Origin of the sequence: Roseovarius sp., assembly GCF_965228755.1 — a bacterium.
Lineage (GTDB): Bacteria > Pseudomonadota > Alphaproteobacteria > Rhodobacterales > Rhodobacteraceae > Roseovarius.
In genome coordinates this window covers 94,246-108,587 of sequence record NZ_CBDDIG010000003.1, presented here as the reverse complement: position 1 = coordinate 108,587, position 14,342 = coordinate 94,246, and the positions used below count along the sequence as shown (strand labels likewise).

Below are 14,342 nucleotides of genomic sequence, written 5' to 3'. Positions count from 1 at the left end.
GGCTGGCCCCCCTGTTTCGGTCGGATCGCCCGCAGGGCGGTCCGATCCCTTTTGAAGACCGACGGGAAGCCCCGAAGAATGGCCCGATCCGACAACCTGACCGGTGCGCTGCTGATGATGGCGTCGATGGCGGCCTTCACGCTGAACGACACCATGATGAAGCTGATGGCGGGCGAGATCCCGCTGTTCCAGCTGCTGTTCCTGCGCGGCGTGCTGACCACCGTTGCCGTGGCGGTGATCGCCTGGCGGATGGGGGCGCTGCGGGCGCAGGTGTCGCGGCGCGACCGGTGGGTTATCTTCTGGCGCACGGTGGGCGAGACCGGGGCCGCCTATTTCTTCCTGACCGCGCTGTTCAACATGCCGCTGGCGAACGTCACCTCGATCCTGGCCGCGCTGCCGCTGACGATCACGCTGGCGGCCGCCATCTTCCTGCGCGAGCCGGTGGGGTGGAAGCGGCTGGCGGCGATCGTGGTGGGGTTCGCGGGGGTGATGCTGATCGTCCGGCCGGGTGCGTCGGATTTCAACGTCTATTCGCTTTACGCGCTGATCGCGGTGGGGTTCGTGACGTTGCGCGACCTGTCGTCCCGGCGGCTGTCGCCGCAGACGCCGTCGATGCTGGTGACGCTGATCACCTCGGCCGTGATCATGGTGTTCTTCGGTCTGGGCAGCCTTGCGGACGACTGGGCGCCGATGGATGGCCGCGCGCTGGGGCTGACCGCGGGGGCGGCGTTCATGATCATCGGCGGCTACCTGTTCTCGATCATGGTGATGCGGGTGGGCGAGATCAGCTTTACCGCGCCGTTCCGCTATACCGGCCTGATCTGGGCGCTGGTGCTGGGCTGGCTGGCCTTCGGCGAGTGGCCCGAGACGATCACCCTGGCCGGCGCCGCGATCGTGGCGGGCAGCGGGCTTTTCACGCTCTACCGCGAGTCGCGGCTGGCCCGGGCCGAGCGCATCGCGCAATCCGCGCGCACCCGCCCGCGGGGGATGTGACGGGCGGGGCAGACCGGCCCCGGGCCAGGCACATAAGGCGTTCCGCCCGGCACAAACCCGCGCGGGAGGCTGTTGACAACGATTCCGACTCCGCCTATACGCCGCTCCATCCCGGCCAATGGGGCATTCCCCGAGAGCCGATATCAGAACTGTAGTGGTCATGATCCGGGCGGTGTGCGCCCCGATCCTCTGGAATTCCACCGCGTCGTACCGGCAGGTAGCAGGGTACGGGTGCGGTTATTGCGTTTTGCGGACGCGTAAGGCGCGCATTTTGATGAAACCCGCACGGGGATGCCCGTGCAGACACATGTGTTGAGAGACGGGGAAAGAGACCCAATGCCAACGATCCAGCAGCTGATCCGCAAGCCGCGGCAGCCGAAAACAAGAGCCACCAAATCCATGCACCTGCAGGGCTGCCCGCAGAAGCGTGGCGTTTGCACGCGCGTCTACACCACGACGCCGAAGAAGCCGAACTCGGCCATGCGGAAGGTTGCCAAGGTGCGCCTGACCAACGGCTACGAGGTCATCAGCTACATCCCCGGTGAAAGCCACAACCTTCAGGAACACTCTGTCGTCCTGATCCGCGGCGGCCGTGTGAAAGACCTTCCCGGCGTCCGTTACCACATCCTGCGCGGCGTGCTCGACACGCAAGGCGTCAAGGACCGCAAGCAGCGCCGCTCGAAATACGGCGCCAAGCGTCCGAAGTAAGAGGAAGAGAAGATGTCCCGCCGTCACGCTGCTGAAAAACGCGAAATCCTGCCCGATGCCAAGTTCGGCGACCGGGTTCTGACGAAATTCATGAACAACCTGATGATCGACGGCAAGAAATCCGTTGCCGAGCAGATCGTCTACAACGCGCTCGACCGGGTCGAGGACAAGGTCAAGCGCGCGCCCGTCGAGATTTTCCACGAGGCGCTCGACAACATCAAGCCGTCGGTCGAGGTTCGCTCGCGCCGGGTTGGTGGCGCCACCTACCAGGTGCCGGTCGAGGTTCGCCCGGAGCGCCGCGAGGCGCTGGCCATCCGCTGGCTGATCAACGCGTCGCGCGCCCGGAACGAGAACACCATGGAAGAACGCCTCGCCGGCGAGCTGCTGGATGCTGTGAACAGCCGCGGCTCGGCCGTGAAGAAGCGCGAAGACACCCACAAGATGGCCGAAGCCAACAAGGCCTTCAGCCATTACCGCTGGTAAACCCTAGAGGCATCTGACCAATGGCACGCGATTATCCGCTGGAACGCTACCGCAACTTCGGCATCATGGCCCACATTGATGCCGGCAAGACCACGTGTTCGGAACGCATCCTGTTCTACACCGGCAAGTCCCACAACATCGGCGAGGTGCATGACGGCGCCGCGACGATGGACTGGATGGAGCAGGAACAGGAACGCGGCATCACCATCACCTCGGCCGCGACCACGACCTTCTGGCAGTGGCAGGAAGACCCGACCAAGGAAGGGACCTCCGACACCAAGTACCGGATGAACATCATCGACACGCCCGGCCACGTCGACTTCACCATCGAGGTGGAACGCTCGCTGGCCGTGCTCGACGGTGCAATCTGCGTACTGGACGCCAACGCCGGTGTCGAACCCCAGACCGAGACCGTGTGGCGCCAGGCCGACCGGTACAAGGTGCCGCGCATCGTCTTCGTCAACAAGATGGACAAGATCGGTGCCGACTTCTTCAACTGCGTCGAGATGATCGAAAGCCGCACCGGCGCCAAGGCCGTTCCGATCGCCCTGCCGATCGGCGCCGAGAGCGAGCTGGAAGGCACCATCGATCTCGTGACCATGGAAGAATGGGTCTGGAAGGGCGAGGACCTGGGCGCCTCCTGGACGCGCGGCCCGATCCGCGACGAGCTCAAGGACGTGGCCGAGGAATGGCGCGGCAAGCTCATCGAGAACGCCGTCGAGATGGACGACGACGCGATGATGGAATACCTCGAAGGCAACGAGCCCGACATCCCCACCCTGCGGAAACTGATCCGCAAGGGTACGCTGTCGCTGAGCTTCGTGCCGGTTCTGGGCGGGTCCGCCTTCAAGAACAAGGGTGTCCAGCCGCTGCTGAACGCCGTGGTCGACTATCTGCCCAGCCCGATGGACGTGGTCGATTACATGGGCTTCGCGCCGGATGACGAGACCGAGACCCGGAACATCGCGCGCCGCGCCGATGACTCGATGCCGTTCTCGGGCCTGGCGTTCAAGATCATGAACGACCCGTTCGTGGGCTCGCTGACCTTCACCCGGATCTATTCGGGCGTCCTGAAGAAGGGCGACAACATCATGAACTCGACCAAGGGCAAGAAAGAGCGCATTGGCCGGATGATGATGATGCACTCGAACAACCGCGAGGAGATCGAGGAAGCGTTCGCGGGCGACATCATCGCGCTGGCGGGTCTGAAGGACACCACCACCGGTGACACGCTGTGCGACCCGAAGAACCAGGTCGTGCTGGAAACGATGACCTTCCCCGACCCGGTGATCGAGATCGCCGTCGAGCCGAAGACGAAGGCCGACCAGGAGAAGATGAGCCAGGGCCTGGCGCGGCTTGCCGCCGAAGACCCGTCCTTCCGCGTCGAGACCGACCTCGAGTCGGGCCAGACGATCATGAAGGGCATGGGCGAACTTCACCTCGACATCCTCGTCGACCGCCTGAAGCGCGAGTTCAAGGTGGAAGCCAATATCGGCGCCCCGCAGGTGGCCTATCGCGAGACCATCGGTCACGAGATCGAGCACACCTACACCCACAAGAAACAGTCGGGTGGGTCGGGCCAGTTCGCCGAGGTCAAGATGATCATCAGCCCCACCGAGGCGGGCGAAGGCTACAGCTTCGAAAGCCGCATCGTCGGTGGCTCGGTGCCGAAGGAATACATCCCCGGCGTCGAGAAGGGCATCGAGAGCGTCATGGACAGCGGCCCGCTGGCCGGCTTCCCGGTGATCGACTTCAAGGTCGCGCTGATCGACGGCAAGTACCACGACGTCGACTCGTCGGTCATGGCCTTCGAGATCGCCGCCCGGATGTGCATGCGTGAAGGTCTCCGCAAGGCCGGCGCCAAGCTGCTTGAGCCGGTCATGAAGGTCGAGGTGATCTCGCCGGAGGAATATACCGGCAACGTCATCGGCGACCTGACCAGCCGTCGCGGCCAGGTGTCGGGGCAGGAGCCCCGCGGCAACGCCATCGCGATCAATGCGAACGTGCCGCTGGCCAACATGTTCGGCTATATCAACACGCTGCGTTCGATGTCCTCGGGCCGCGCGCAGTTCACGATGCAGTTCTCGCATTACGATCCGGTTCCGCAGAACATCTCGGACGAGATCCAGGCGAAATACGCTTAACGGGATGCCGGGCTGAAGCCCGGCCTACCCACCCACCGTAGGCCGGGCTTCAGCCCGGCACCCGAAAAGACAAGGAGGCCATCATGGCAAAGGAAAAGTTTGACCGTTCGAAACCGCACGTGAACATCGGCACGATTGGGCACGTTGACCACGGCAAGACGACGCTGACCGCGGCGATTACCAAGCAGTTCGGCGAGTTCAAGGCGTATGACCAGATCGACGCGGCGCCGGAAGAGAAGGCGCGCGGGATCACCATCTCGACCGCGCACGTGGAGTACGAGACCGAGGCGCGCCACTACGCCCACGTCGACTGCCCCGGCCACGCCGACTACGTGAAGAACATGATCACCGGTGCCGCCCAGATGGACGGCGCGATCCTGGTGGTGAACGCGGCCGACGGCCCGATGCCGCAGACCCGCGAGCACATCCTGCTGGCCCGCCAGGTGGGCGTGCCCGCGCTGGTGGTGTTCCTCAACAAGGTCGACCAGGTCGACGACGAGGAACTGCTCGAGCTGGTGGAAATGGAAGTCCGCGAACTTCTGTCGGCCTATGACTTCCCGGGCGACGACGTGCCGATCGTGGCCGGCTCGGCCCTGGCCGCGCTGGAAGACCGCGACGACAACATCGGCAAGGACAAGATCGCCGAGCTGATGGCCGCCGTCGACGAGTACATCCCGACCCCCGAGCGCGCCGTGGACCAGCCCTTCCTTATGCCGATCGAGGACGTGTTCTCGATCTCCGGCCGCGGGACGGTTGTGACCGGTCGTGTCGAGCGTGGCGTGATCAACGTGGGCGACGAGATCGAGATCGTCGGCATCAAGGACACCAAGAAGACGACCTGCACGGGCGTCGAGATGTTCCGCAAGCTGCTCGACCGCGGTGAGGCCGGCGACAACATCGGCGCGCTGCTGCGCGGTGTCGACCGTGACGACATCCAGCGGGGCCAGGTGCTGTGCAAGCCGAAATCGGTGACGCCGCACACCAAGTTCGAGTGCGAGGTCTACATCCTGACCAAGGATGAAGGCGGCCGTCACACGCCGTTCTTCGCCAACTACCGCCCGCAGTTCTACTTCCGGACGACGGACGTGACCGGCACCGTGACCCTGCCCGAGGGCACCGAGATGGTCATGCCCGGCGACAACCTGAAGTTCGGTGTCGAGCTGATCGCCCCGATCGCCATGGAAGACGGCCTCCGCTTCGCCATCCGCGAAGGCGGCCGGACCGTCGGCTCCGGCGTCGTGTCGAAGATCATCGAGTAAGAACTACCCCAAGGGTTCGACGAGGGAGGCCGGGTGGTCCGGCCTTCCTCCTATCAACTCCAACGCCGCGAAAGGCTACCCCAATGCAAAGCCAAAACATTCGCATTCGGCTGAAGGCATTTGACTACCGCGTACTGGATGCCAGCACGCAGGAGATCGTCAACACCGCCAAACGGACCGGTGCCGAGGTACGTGGGCCGATCCCGCTGCCGAACAAGATCGAGAAGTTCACCGTTCTGCGTGGCCCGCACGTGAACAAGAAATCCCGCGACCAGTTCGAGATCCGCACCCACAAGCGGCTGCTCGACATCGTCGACCCCACCCCGCAGACCGTGGACGCGCTGATGAAGCTCGACCTCGCCGCGGGCGTGGACGTTCAGATTTCGGTTTAAGGGAGGGTAACGATATGTTGCGCTCTGGCGTAATCGCAAAGAAAGTCGGCATGACCCGGCTTTTCATGGAGGACGGGAAGCAGGTTCCCGTGACCGTCCTTCAACTGGACAAGCTTCAGGTGGTCGCACAGCGCACCGCCGAGAGCCACGGCTATTCGGCCGTTCAGCTGGGTGCCGGCACGGCCAAGGCGAAGCGGACCTCGAAGGCCATGCGCGGCCATTTCGCCGCCGCCAAGGTCGAGCCCAAGCGCAAGATCGCGGAATTCCGCGTGGCGCCCGAGAACATGATCGACGTGGGTGAGGAAATCACCGCGAACCACTATTTCGAGGGTCAGTTCGTCGACGTGTCGGGCACCTCGATCGGTAAGGGCTTCCAGGGCGGCATGAAGCGGCACAACTTTGGCGGCCTGCGCGCCAGCCACGGTGTGTCGATCAGCCACCGCGCCCACGGGTCGACCGGCCAGTGCCAGGACCCGGGCAAGGTGTTCAAGGGCAAGAAGATGGCCGGCCACATGGGCGCCGTCCGCGTGACCACGCAGAACCTGCAGGTCATCAAGACCGATGCCGACCGTGGCCTGATCATGGTCAAGGGCGCGGTTCCGGGCTCGAAGGGTGGCTGGGTCACGATCAAGGACGCGGTCAAGAAGCCGTTCCCGGAAAGCGCGATCCTGCCCGCGGCCCTGAAATCGGAAGCCGAGGCTGCCGCCAAGGCCGCCGAGGAAGCCGCTGCCGCCGCCGCTGCCGAGGCCGAAGCCGAAGCCAAGCGCCTTGCCGAAGAGCAGGCCGCCGCCGAAGCCGAGGCGCTGAAGGAAGCCGAGGCCGACATCGAAGCCGAGAAGAGCGACGATGACGGTGAGAAGAAGGAAGGCGAGGAATGAAACTCGACGTGATCAAACTGGACGGCGGGAAAGCCGGCTCGGTCGATCTGGGCGAAGAGATCTTCGGCCTGGACCCGCGCGCCGACATTCTTCACCGCGTCGTCCGCTGGCAGCGCAACAAGGCGCAGCAGGGGACCCACAAGGTCAAGACCCGGAGCGAAACCAGCTACTCGACCAAGAAGATCTATCGCCAGAAGGGCACCGGTGGCGCCCGCCACGGCGACCGCAACGCGCCGATCTTCCGCAAGGGTGGCATCTACAAGGGCCCGGTTCCGCGCAGCCATGCGCATGACCTGCCCAAGAAGGTGCGCAAGCTGGGCCTTAAGCACGCGCTTTCCGCCAAGGCGAAAGCCGGCGAGCTGGTGGTGATCGAGGCGGCGGACGGCATTTCCAAGACCAAGGACCTGGCCAAGCAGGTCCGCGACCTGGGATGGAAGCGCGCGCTGATCATCGACGGCTCGGAGGTGAACGCCGAGTTCGCCCGCGCGGCCGCCAACATCGAAGGTCTGGACGTGCTGCCGAGCATGGGCGCGAATGTCTATGACATCCTCAAGCGTGACACGCTGGTGCTCACGAAGGCGGGTGTCGAAGCACTGGAGGCTCGACTGAAATGAGCGCGAAACCGGAACATTACGACGTGATCCGCAAGCCGGTGATCACCGAGAAATCCACCATGGCGTCGGAAGCCGGCGCGGTGGTCTTCGAGGTGGACATCGACAGCTCCAAGCCGCAGATCAAGGAGGCCGTCGAGGCGCTCTTCGGTGTGAAGGTGAAGGCTGTGAACACCACGATCACCAAGGGCAAGAACAAGCGCTTCCGCGGTGTCAAGGGCACCCGAAAGGACGTCAAGAAGGCGTATGTGACGCTTGAAGAGGGCAACACGATCGACGTGACGACCGGTCTTTGATCGGGTGACGTCGGTCGGGGGTTGGCCCTGGCCTTGTGAGAAATAGGACCCCGGCTGCGTGGAGTGGCCGGGGTTTTTTCGTTGGGTGATGTGGTGGAACCAACGATACGGCTTGGCACACGCCCGGAATAGAGGCCGAAGGCCGCCGGGCGAGCGTTGGGAATGGCAGGGTGTAGGCGGTGGAGATGGTTTGGCACCCACCCAACGAGCGCAACACGCGCGGAGTCAAGGGCTTCAGCCCGCCGCGCGATCGCCAGGCCGCCCCGACGGGCTGGCGATTGGGAGAGGGCAGCGCGACATCGCCAGGTTTTTCGGATGCGGAGAGATAAAGTGGTGTCCACGTATGTTGGTTCGCCACCCCGCGGCCTGGCGATCGCGCGGCTTCGAGGCCGTGGGATAGGTGTGTTGTCTCCCACCCCACGCCACAAGCGGCCCGCAGGTGCATTTCTGCCCTTACTCCCTTGACCCCCACCGGTCTCTCGCTTAAACGGACCCATCTGCACTGCCCCGGATTCGTCTGGGGCTGTGTTTTTATTGTTCGCGAGAACATCACCGAACCGGGGACCTTCGGGGCCCTACACCCGAGCCGGGCTGAAGCCCGGCCTACACATAGGCGGATCCCGATCCGCCGTTAGCTAACGGAAGACAGAAAGCATGGCACTCAAGTCGTATAAGCCGACGACGCCGGGCCAGCGCGGGCTGGTGCTGATCGACCGTTCGGAGCTGTACAAAGGACGCCCCGTCAAGGCCCTCACCGAGGGTCTGACCAAGTCGGGCGGCCGGAACAACACCGGACGTATCACTGCACGACGCCGCGGGGGCGGGGCCAAACGGCTCTACCGGATCGTCGATTTCAAACGCAACAAATTCGATGTGGCCGCCACCGTAGAGCGGATCGAGTACGACCCGAACCGGACGGCCTTCATCGCGCTCATCCGCTACGAGGATGGCGAACAGGCCTATATCCTGGCCCCGCAGCGGCTGGCGATCGGCGACAAGGTCGTCTCGTCGGAGCGCGCGGACATCAAGCCGGGCAACGCGATGCCGTTTTCCGGCATGCCGATCGGGACGATCGTTCACAACATCGAGCTGAAGCCCGGCAAGGGCGGCCAGATCGCACGCGCCGCGGGCACCTATGCCCAGTTCGTCGGCCGTGACGGCGGCTATGCGCAGATCCGCCTGTCGTCGGGCGAGCTGCGGATGGTGCGCCAGGAGTGCAAGGCCACCGTGGGTGCCGTGTCGAACCCCGACAACTCCAACCAGGATTACGGCAAGGCCGGCCGCATGCGCCACAAGGGCATCCGCCCCTCCGTCCGCGGTGTCGTGATGAACCCGATCGACCACCCGCACGGTGGTGGTGAGGGCCGCACCTCGGGTGGCCGCCACCCGGTCACGCCGTGGGGCAAGCCCACCAAGGGCAAGCGCACCCGCAACACCAACAAGGCGTCGCAGAAACTTATCCTGCGCTCGCGTCACGCACGGAAGAAGGGCCGCTAAGACATGGCACGTTCTGTATGGAAAGGCCCCTTTGTCGATGCCTACGTCCTGAAAAAGGCCGAGGCAACGCGCGAAAGCGGGCGCAAGGAAGTCATCAAGATCTGGTCGCGCCGCTCGACGATCCTGCCCCAGTTCGTGGGCCTGACGTTTGGCGTCTATAACGGCCAGAAACACGTTCCGGTTCTGGTCAACGAAGACATGATCGGCCAGAAATTCGGGGAATACGCACCGACCCGGACCTATTACGGTCACGCGGCCGACAAGAAAGCCAAGAGGAAGTAAGCCATGGGCAAGGAGAAGAATCCCCGCCGCGTGGCGGACAACGAAGCGATGGCGAAGCTGCGCATGCTGCGCACCAGCCCGCAGAAACTCAACCTGGTTGCCGCGATGATCCGGGGCAAGAAGGTCGACAAGGCGCTGAGCGACCTGACCTTCTCGAAGAAGCGGATCGCGCAGGACGTGAAGAAATGCCTTCAGTCCGCCATCGCGAATGCCGAGAACAACCACAACCTGGACGTCGACGAGCTTGTCGTCGCCGAGGCCTATGTGGGCAAGAACCTGGTCATGAAGCGCGGTCGTCCGCGGGCACGCGGCCGGTTCGGGCGGATCATGAAGCCGTTCTCGGAGCTGACAATCAAGGTGCGTGAAGTCGAGGAGCAAGCCTAATGGGTAACAAAGTCAATCCGATTGGCATGCGCCTGCAGGTGAACCGCACCTGGGACAGCCGCTGGTATGCCGATACGAAGGATTACGGCAATCTTCTTCTGGAAGATGTCCGGATCCGCGAGTTCATCAAGGAAGAGTGCAAGCAGGCCGGCGTCAGCCGCGTGATCATCGAGCGTCCGCACAAGAAGTGCCGCGTCACGGTGCACACCGCGCGCCCCGGCGTGATCATCGGCAAGAAAGGCGCCGATATCGAGAGCCTGCGCAAGAAGCTCGCCAAGATGACCGACAGCGAACTGCACCTCAACATCGTCGAAGTGCGCAAGCCCGAGCTTGACGCCGCGCTGGTTGGCGAAAGCATCGCCCAGCAGCTCGAGCGCCGGGTCAGCTTCCGCCGTGCGATGAAACGGGCCGTGCAGAACGCGATGCGCATGGGTGCTCTGGGTATCCGGGTCAACGTGTCGGGCCGCCTCGGCGGGGCCGAGATCGCCCGGACCGAATGGTACCGGGAAGGCCGCGTGCCGCTCCACACCCTGCGCGCCGACATCGATTATGCCCATGCGGAGGCGTCCACGCCTTACGGCATCATCGGCGTCAAGGTCTGGATCTTCAAGGGTGAGATCATGGAGCACGATCCGTCGGCCCGTGATCGCAAGGCCCAGGAACTTCAGGATGGTCCCGCGCCCCGTGGCGCCGGCGGCCGCCGCTGAGGAGGGATAAGAGATGCTGCAACCGAAGCGCACCAAATTCCGCAAGCAGTTCAAGGGCCGGATCAAGGGCGAAGCCAAAGGCGGCTCGGACCTGAACTTCGGCACCTATGGGCTCAAGGCAACCCAGCCCGAGCGCGTCACCGCGCGCCAGATCGAGGCCGCCCGCCGGGCCATGACGCGTCACATGAAGCGTCAGGGCCGGGTCTGGATCCGGATCTTCCCGGATACGCCGGTGACCTCGAAACCCACCGAAGTGCGGATGGGTAAGGGCAAGGGCTCGGTCGATTTCTGGGCCTGCAAGGTCAAGCCCGGCCGGGTGATGTTCGAGATCGACGGCGTTTCCGACGCCATCGCGAAAGAGGCCCTGCGCCTTGCCGCGATGAAGCTGCCGATCAAGACCCGCATCGTGGTCAAGGAAGACTGGTAACGTCATTTGCCTGCAAATGACGCAGGCGGTGTAGCGGATTTCGAAGAAATCTGCGGGCCGCCTCGCCCGAGAGAATTCGGAACCCCCGTCGAGAGATCGGCGGGGGTTTTGGTTTTTTTGGGGGGGCGGGCATGGTGGGTTGGCACCCACCCTACGGCGGGCTGCGTCCATCGCTTAAGGGTTGAGACATCGGGCCGGGGATTGATACGTTGGCGTTTGTCTGTTTCATCTTGAAAAGGGGTTTTTCTTGAAGGGTTTTGAGAATGCTTTTGCGCCTGACATTGCTGGTCTGGCTCGTGGCCGTGTCATGTGGGAAGGCCCAGCCGATGCGTGATCCGACTGCGGACGCCAACGAGTTGCTGGACGCCATGATTGGGTTCTCCGCGCAGATGTTGCGCGAACATGGTGAGTTTTACCCTTATGGCGCGGCGATGTTGCCCGATGGTGAGATCACGGCCGTGGGCGCCTATGACGGCGATGAAACTCCTGCGTCGCAGGACGTGATCGACTTCCTTGTTGAGGGATTTCAGGCGGCGGCCAAGTCGCAGGAATATGTTGCAACTGCGCTCTTTTTCGATGCGCGTGTCAACCTGCCTGATGGCGGCGGAGAAAGTGACGCAGTTGTCGTCAATATAGATCACGTGAACGATTTTTCGGTGATCCTGGTCATTCCTTATTCCCTTGGCAACGACACTTTGACGCTAGGCGAGGAAGTCACGTACGAGGGAGATCATACGATATTTCCGCGCGATTGATCCAAAAACCAACTGTCCACACAAGGTGCCAGGATCGCTGTTTCGGGGCTTTTATATGAAGGACCGGTGCATGGATGTCCGCGCGGCTGGGCCGACCTTTGGCGGAGCCATTGACGTCGCCGGGGAAGCGTGACTGTGGCTCGTTGCCCGCCCCGGGCTTGACCCGGGGCCTTTGCGTTGCAAGAGGTCCCGGCTCGGGGCCGGGACGGGTGTTTGTGGGGGTGCGGTGCGTTTGCACCCAGCCTACGAGATGCGCACTGCCACCTGTTGGTGTTCGTGGTTGTAGGTGAGGTACTCGTAGGTCAGGCCCCGGGCTGCCACGAATTCCTGGAAGGCCTTGTATTCGCCGTCTTCCCAGCCGCTGTAGTTGAAATACTCGTCGAAGACGATGACCGTGCCGGGGACGATCCGGTCGGACAGGCCGTCGAAGATGGTCCTGGCGGAGCTGTAGAGGTCGCTGTCGACATGGAGGTAGGCGACAGGCTCCGGCGGGGAGGGGAGGGACGCGAGGAAGGGGGGCAGTGTGTCGGCGAAAAGGCCCTTGTGGAGGGTGACGTTGTCGGGCACCTCCGGCAGGGTGGGGCGCGAGAACTTGGCCGCCGGGAAGCCGTCGCGCCAGGGTTCGGGGAGGCCCTCGAAGCTGTCGAACCCGTGCAGGTGCCAGTTTCTCTTGCCGGCGATATAGGTGGCCGTGCGGGCCTCGAAGACGCCGAATTCCAGCACCAGCCCGTCGAGCGTGACCGCCTCGATCGCCACGTCGTGGACCTCGTGCCAGCGGCGGACGGATTGCACCAGCGGCATGTGGCGGCGGACATAGGCGGCGGTGGATTGCGTCGCCTCCTGCTGCAGGGCGAGCGAGATGTCTGAGACGGCCGAGCGGTAGAGCCGCAGGATGCGCGCCCGGATACGCTCGCGAAGGCGGGTGATCATGGTGGTCCTGCTCCTCTTGCCGGTCGACGGGCGGCTTATCTCCCAGACGGCGGCAAAGCTCAATGCTTTCGGGGCTCGCGCTGGCCGGGGCGCTGCGCTAGACCGGGGGCATGGCCCAGATCGACTCGCTTTTCGTCACCCGTCTCTACCGTGCCCCCCTGACCGAGCACGGGCCCGCCATCGATGCAGATGAGCTGGAGGCGTCATGCTATTCCATCGCCGAGGATGACGAGGCGGGGCAGGCCTGGTGCGAGGAGAACGGCTATCCGGGCTATACCTCCTATGCCTCGCTGACCGACCTGCCGTGGCGGTTTCCGATCTTCGCGGACGTGGTCAAGGCGCTGGATGCGCATGTGGCGGCGTTTGCGGAGGACCTGGAGTTCGACCTCGACGGGCGGGAATTGAAGCTGGAGGATATCTGGATCAACATCCTGCCCGAGGGAGGCAGCCATGGCAGCCATATCCACCCGCATTCGGTGATTTCCGGCACGACCTACGTGGCGATGCCCGGCGGGACCAGCGCGTTGAAGCTGGAAGACCCGCGCCATGCAAGGATGATGGCGGCGCCGGCGCGGAAGAAGGACGCGCGGCGGGAGCTGCGGACCTTCATCTACGAGGCGCCGAAGGTGGGGGATGTGCTGCTGTGGGAAAGCTGGCTGAGACACGAGGTGCCGGCGAACATGGCCGAGGATGATAGGATTTCGGTGAGCTTCAATTACGGGTGGGGGTGACCCCAGTTTGATTTATGCCCTCGCGCGGAATCGAGGGCGAAGCCCGCCGCGCATCGACGGGCCGCCCCGACGGCACGGCGATTTGGTGAGGTAGGCGCGACGTCGTGAGGGTGGATGTGCTTGGCGGGGATAAAGTGGCGTCCACCGCCGTTGGTTCGCCGCACCGCGGCCCGCCGATGCGCGGCTTCTCGGTCGGCCGAATGGTGGGTTCGCACCCGCCCTACGGAAATCGGAACTTCCCCCTTGCCCTGTCGCCGCGCCTCCCTTATAGAGCCCAAATCCGCGAGCCCGGGATGCCCCCGGGATTCGCTTGTTTGCAATTCATCCACCGGGTTTGCAGGTGACCCTGAGCCAATCGTCAGGGGCCGACCGGTGTTTTGAGAGAAGGACGATGGCGACATGAACGCTGCAGAGCTGCGTGACAAAACGCCCGACCAGCTGCGTGAAGAGCTGGTGAACCTGAAGAAAGAGCAGTTCAACCTGCGCTTTCAGGCCGCGACCGGCCAGATCGAGAACCCCGCCCGGATGAAGACCGTGCGCCGCAACGTGGCGCGCGTCTTGACCGTGCTGAACGAAAAAGCCGCGTCCGCGGCAGCGGAATAAGGAGGCCACCCATGCCCAAGCGTATCCTGCAAGGCGTCGTGACCTCTGATGCCAACGCGCAAACCGTGACCGTCTCGGTCGAACGCCGCTTCAAGCACCCCGTGCTTCAGAAGACCATTCGTAAGTCCAAGAAATACCGGGCTCACGACGAGAAGAACACCTACAAGGTGGGCGACCAGGTCCGCATCATCGAATGCGCACCGAAGTCCAAAACGAAACGCTGGGAGGTGCTGGAAGCCTGAGGCTCTAGCACACCCGGTTT

The 14,342-nt window shown here is 63.8% G+C and carries 19 protein-coding genes; 18 read left to right on the top strand and 1 reads right to left on the bottom strand.

All coding sequences use genetic code 11. The annotated features are described in order from the left end of the window. The first annotated feature begins 78 nt into the window (after positions 1 to 78). The 15 genes from ACO07J_RS02090 to ACO07J_RS02020 all read left to right on the top strand — a co-directional run bounded on the left by ACO07J_RS02090 (position 79) and on the right by ACO07J_RS02020 (position 11,816). Positions 79 to 993: a DMT family transporter gene (locus ACO07J_RS02090; RefSeq protein WP_422025831.1), complete on the top strand. Its 915-nt coding sequence runs from the start codon at positions 79 to 81 to the stop codon at positions 991 to 993. Between the two features lie 336 nt (positions 994 to 1,329). After that, the gene (gene rpsL, locus ACO07J_RS02085; protein WP_057817984.1) at positions 1,330 to 1,701 is read left to right on the top strand and encodes a 30S ribosomal protein S12; all 372 of its coding nucleotides are present in this window, start codon (positions 1,330 to 1,332) and stop codon (positions 1,699 to 1,701) included. A 12-nt stretch (positions 1,702 to 1,713) separates the two neighbouring features. Beyond that, positions 1,714 to 2,184, top strand: a complete 471-nt coding sequence (rpsG, locus tag ACO07J_RS02080; protein WP_057817982.1) for a 30S ribosomal protein S7 — start codon at positions 1,714 to 1,716, stop codon at positions 2,182 to 2,184. Positions 2,185 to 2,204: 20 nt separating this feature from the next. Beyond that, entirely contained in the window at positions 2,205 to 4,328 is a 2,124-nt protein-coding gene (gene fusA, locus ACO07J_RS02075) for an elongation factor G (protein ID WP_422025829.1), read from the top strand. Between the two features lie 83 nt (positions 4,329 to 4,411). Beyond that, a complete protein-coding gene (gene tuf / locus ACO07J_RS02070) occupies positions 4,412 to 5,587 on the top strand; it encodes an elongation factor Tu (protein WP_422025827.1) in 1,176 nt (391 codons plus the stop codon). Between the two features lie 83 nt (positions 5,588 to 5,670). After that, positions 5,671 to 5,979 carry a 30S ribosomal protein S10 gene (gene rpsJ, locus ACO07J_RS02065; protein ID WP_007817142.1) on the top strand — a complete coding sequence of 103 codons (309 nt, stop codon included), beginning with the start codon at positions 5,671 to 5,673 and terminating at the stop codon, positions 5,977 to 5,979. A 14-nt stretch (positions 5,980 to 5,993) separates the two neighbouring features. Further along, positions 5,994 to 6,857, top strand: a complete 864-nt coding sequence (gene rplC, locus ACO07J_RS02060) for a 50S ribosomal protein L3 (RefSeq protein WP_422025824.1) — start codon at positions 5,994 to 5,996, stop codon at positions 6,855 to 6,857. Continuing rightward, positions 6,854 to 7,471 carry a 50S ribosomal protein L4 gene (rplD, locus tag ACO07J_RS02055; protein ID WP_422025822.1) on the top strand — a complete coding sequence of 206 codons (618 nt, stop codon included), beginning with the start codon at positions 6,854 to 6,856 and terminating at the stop codon, positions 7,469 to 7,471. Before rplC ends, rplD begins: the two co-directional genes overlap by 4 nt. Next, entirely contained in the window at positions 7,468 to 7,764 is a 297-nt protein-coding gene (locus ACO07J_RS02050) for a 50S ribosomal protein L23 (RefSeq protein ID WP_300895664.1), read from the top strand. The genes rplD and ACO07J_RS02050 overlap by 4 nt, the downstream gene beginning before the upstream one ends. A 654-nt stretch (positions 7,765 to 8,418) precedes the next feature. Beyond that, positions 8,419 to 9,261 (top strand): 50S ribosomal protein L2, encoded by an 843-nt coding sequence (rplB, locus tag ACO07J_RS02045; protein ID WP_422025820.1) that lies wholly within the window; start codon positions 8,419 to 8,421, stop codon positions 9,259 to 9,261. A gap of 3 nt (positions 9,262 to 9,264) precedes the next feature. Continuing rightward, positions 9,265 to 9,543, top strand: a complete 279-nt coding sequence (gene rpsS / locus ACO07J_RS02040; protein WP_057819270.1) for a 30S ribosomal protein S19 — start codon at positions 9,265 to 9,267, stop codon at positions 9,541 to 9,543. 3 nt (positions 9,544 to 9,546) lie between these two features. Continuing rightward, on the top strand, positions 9,547 to 9,927 hold the full coding sequence (rplV, locus tag ACO07J_RS02035; RefSeq protein ID WP_300895666.1) for a 50S ribosomal protein L22: 381 nt from the start codon (positions 9,547 to 9,549) through the stop codon (positions 9,925 to 9,927). After that, positions 9,927 to 10,634 carry a 30S ribosomal protein S3 gene (gene rpsC / locus ACO07J_RS02030; protein WP_350158824.1) on the top strand — a complete coding sequence of 236 codons (708 nt, stop codon included), beginning with the start codon at positions 9,927 to 9,929 and terminating at the stop codon, positions 10,632 to 10,634. The genes rplV and rpsC overlap by 1 nt, the downstream gene beginning before the upstream one ends. Positions 10,635 to 10,647: 13 nt before the next feature. Beyond that, a complete protein-coding gene (gene rplP, locus ACO07J_RS02025) occupies positions 10,648 to 11,061 on the top strand; it encodes a 50S ribosomal protein L16 (RefSeq protein WP_057819264.1) in 414 nt (137 codons plus the stop codon). Between the two features lie 263 nt (positions 11,062 to 11,324). Next, on the top strand, positions 11,325 to 11,816 hold the full coding sequence (locus tag ACO07J_RS02020) for a hypothetical protein (RefSeq protein WP_422025817.1): 492 nt from the start codon (positions 11,325 to 11,327) through the stop codon (positions 11,814 to 11,816). Between the two features lie 243 nt (positions 11,817 to 12,059). Here the strand turns inward: ACO07J_RS02020 and ACO07J_RS02015 are convergent, their stop codons facing one another. Beyond that, positions 12,060 to 12,746, bottom strand: coding sequence for a TylF/MycF/NovP-related O-methyltransferase (locus ACO07J_RS02015; protein ID WP_422025815.1), 687 nt, complete (start codon positions 12,744 to 12,746; stop codon positions 12,060 to 12,062). 110 nt (positions 12,747 to 12,856) lie between these two features. On the opposite strand from ACO07J_RS02015, the gene ACO07J_RS02010 reads away from it, so the two are divergent. The 3 genes from ACO07J_RS02010 to rpsQ all read left to right on the top strand — a co-directional run bounded on the left by ACO07J_RS02010 (position 12,857) and on the right by rpsQ (position 14,322). Beyond that, positions 12,857 to 13,477 (top strand): 2OG-Fe(II) oxygenase family protein, encoded by a 621-nt coding sequence (locus ACO07J_RS02010; RefSeq protein WP_422025813.1) that lies wholly within the window; start codon positions 12,857 to 12,859, stop codon positions 13,475 to 13,477. A 399-nt stretch (positions 13,478 to 13,876) separates the two neighbouring features. Continuing rightward, a complete protein-coding gene (rpmC, locus tag ACO07J_RS02005) occupies positions 13,877 to 14,080 on the top strand; it encodes a 50S ribosomal protein L29 (protein ID WP_300895669.1) in 204 nt (67 codons plus the stop codon). Positions 14,081 to 14,091: 11 nt separating this feature from the next. Beyond that, positions 14,092 to 14,322, top strand: a complete 231-nt coding sequence (rpsQ, locus tag ACO07J_RS02000; protein ID WP_422025811.1) for a 30S ribosomal protein S17 — start codon at positions 14,092 to 14,094, stop codon at positions 14,320 to 14,322. Positions 14,323 to 14,342: the final 20 nt, after the last annotated feature.

Coding starts and splice junctions, on each gene's coding strand:
- ACO07J_RS02090 (WP_422025831.1), top strand. CDS start 79: ATGGCCCGATCCGACAACCTGACCGGTGCGCTGCTGATGATGGCGTCG.
- rpsL (WP_057817984.1), top strand. CDS start 1,330: ATGCCAACGATCCAGCAGCTGATCCGCAAGCCGCGGCAGCCGAAAACA.
- rpsG (WP_057817982.1), top strand. CDS start 1,714: ATGTCCCGCCGTCACGCTGCTGAAAAACGCGAAATCCTGCCCGATGCC.
- fusA (WP_422025829.1), top strand. CDS start 2,205: ATGGCACGCGATTATCCGCTGGAACGCTACCGCAACTTCGGCATCATG.
- tuf (WP_422025827.1), top strand. CDS start 4,412: ATGGCAAAGGAAAAGTTTGACCGTTCGAAACCGCACGTGAACATCGGC.
- rpsJ (WP_007817142.1), top strand. CDS start 5,671: ATGCAAAGCCAAAACATTCGCATTCGGCTGAAGGCATTTGACTACCGC.
- rplC (WP_422025824.1), top strand. CDS start 5,994: ATGTTGCGCTCTGGCGTAATCGCAAAGAAAGTCGGCATGACCCGGCTT.
- rplD (WP_422025822.1), top strand. CDS start 6,854: ATGAAACTCGACGTGATCAAACTGGACGGCGGGAAAGCCGGCTCGGTC.
- ACO07J_RS02050 (WP_300895664.1), top strand. CDS start 7,468: ATGAGCGCGAAACCGGAACATTACGACGTGATCCGCAAGCCGGTGATC.
- rplB (WP_422025820.1), top strand. CDS start 8,419: ATGGCACTCAAGTCGTATAAGCCGACGACGCCGGGCCAGCGCGGGCTG.
- rpsS (WP_057819270.1), top strand. CDS start 9,265: ATGGCACGTTCTGTATGGAAAGGCCCCTTTGTCGATGCCTACGTCCTG.
- rplV (WP_300895666.1), top strand. CDS start 9,547: ATGGGCAAGGAGAAGAATCCCCGCCGCGTGGCGGACAACGAAGCGATG.
- rpsC (WP_350158824.1), top strand. CDS start 9,927: ATGGGTAACAAAGTCAATCCGATTGGCATGCGCCTGCAGGTGAACCGC.
- rplP (WP_057819264.1), top strand. CDS start 10,648: ATGCTGCAACCGAAGCGCACCAAATTCCGCAAGCAGTTCAAGGGCCGG.
- ACO07J_RS02020 (WP_422025817.1), top strand. CDS start 11,325: ATGCTTTTGCGCCTGACATTGCTGGTCTGGCTCGTGGCCGTGTCATGT.
- ACO07J_RS02015 (WP_422025815.1), bottom strand. CDS start 12,746: ATGATCACCCGCCTTCGCGAGCGTATCCGGGCGCGCATCCTGCGGCTC.
- ACO07J_RS02010 (WP_422025813.1), top strand. CDS start 12,857: ATGGCCCAGATCGACTCGCTTTTCGTCACCCGTCTCTACCGTGCCCCC.
- rpmC (WP_300895669.1), top strand. CDS start 13,877: ATGAACGCTGCAGAGCTGCGTGACAAAACGCCCGACCAGCTGCGTGAA.
- rpsQ (WP_422025811.1), top strand. CDS start 14,092: ATGCCCAAGCGTATCCTGCAAGGCGTCGTGACCTCTGATGCCAACGCG.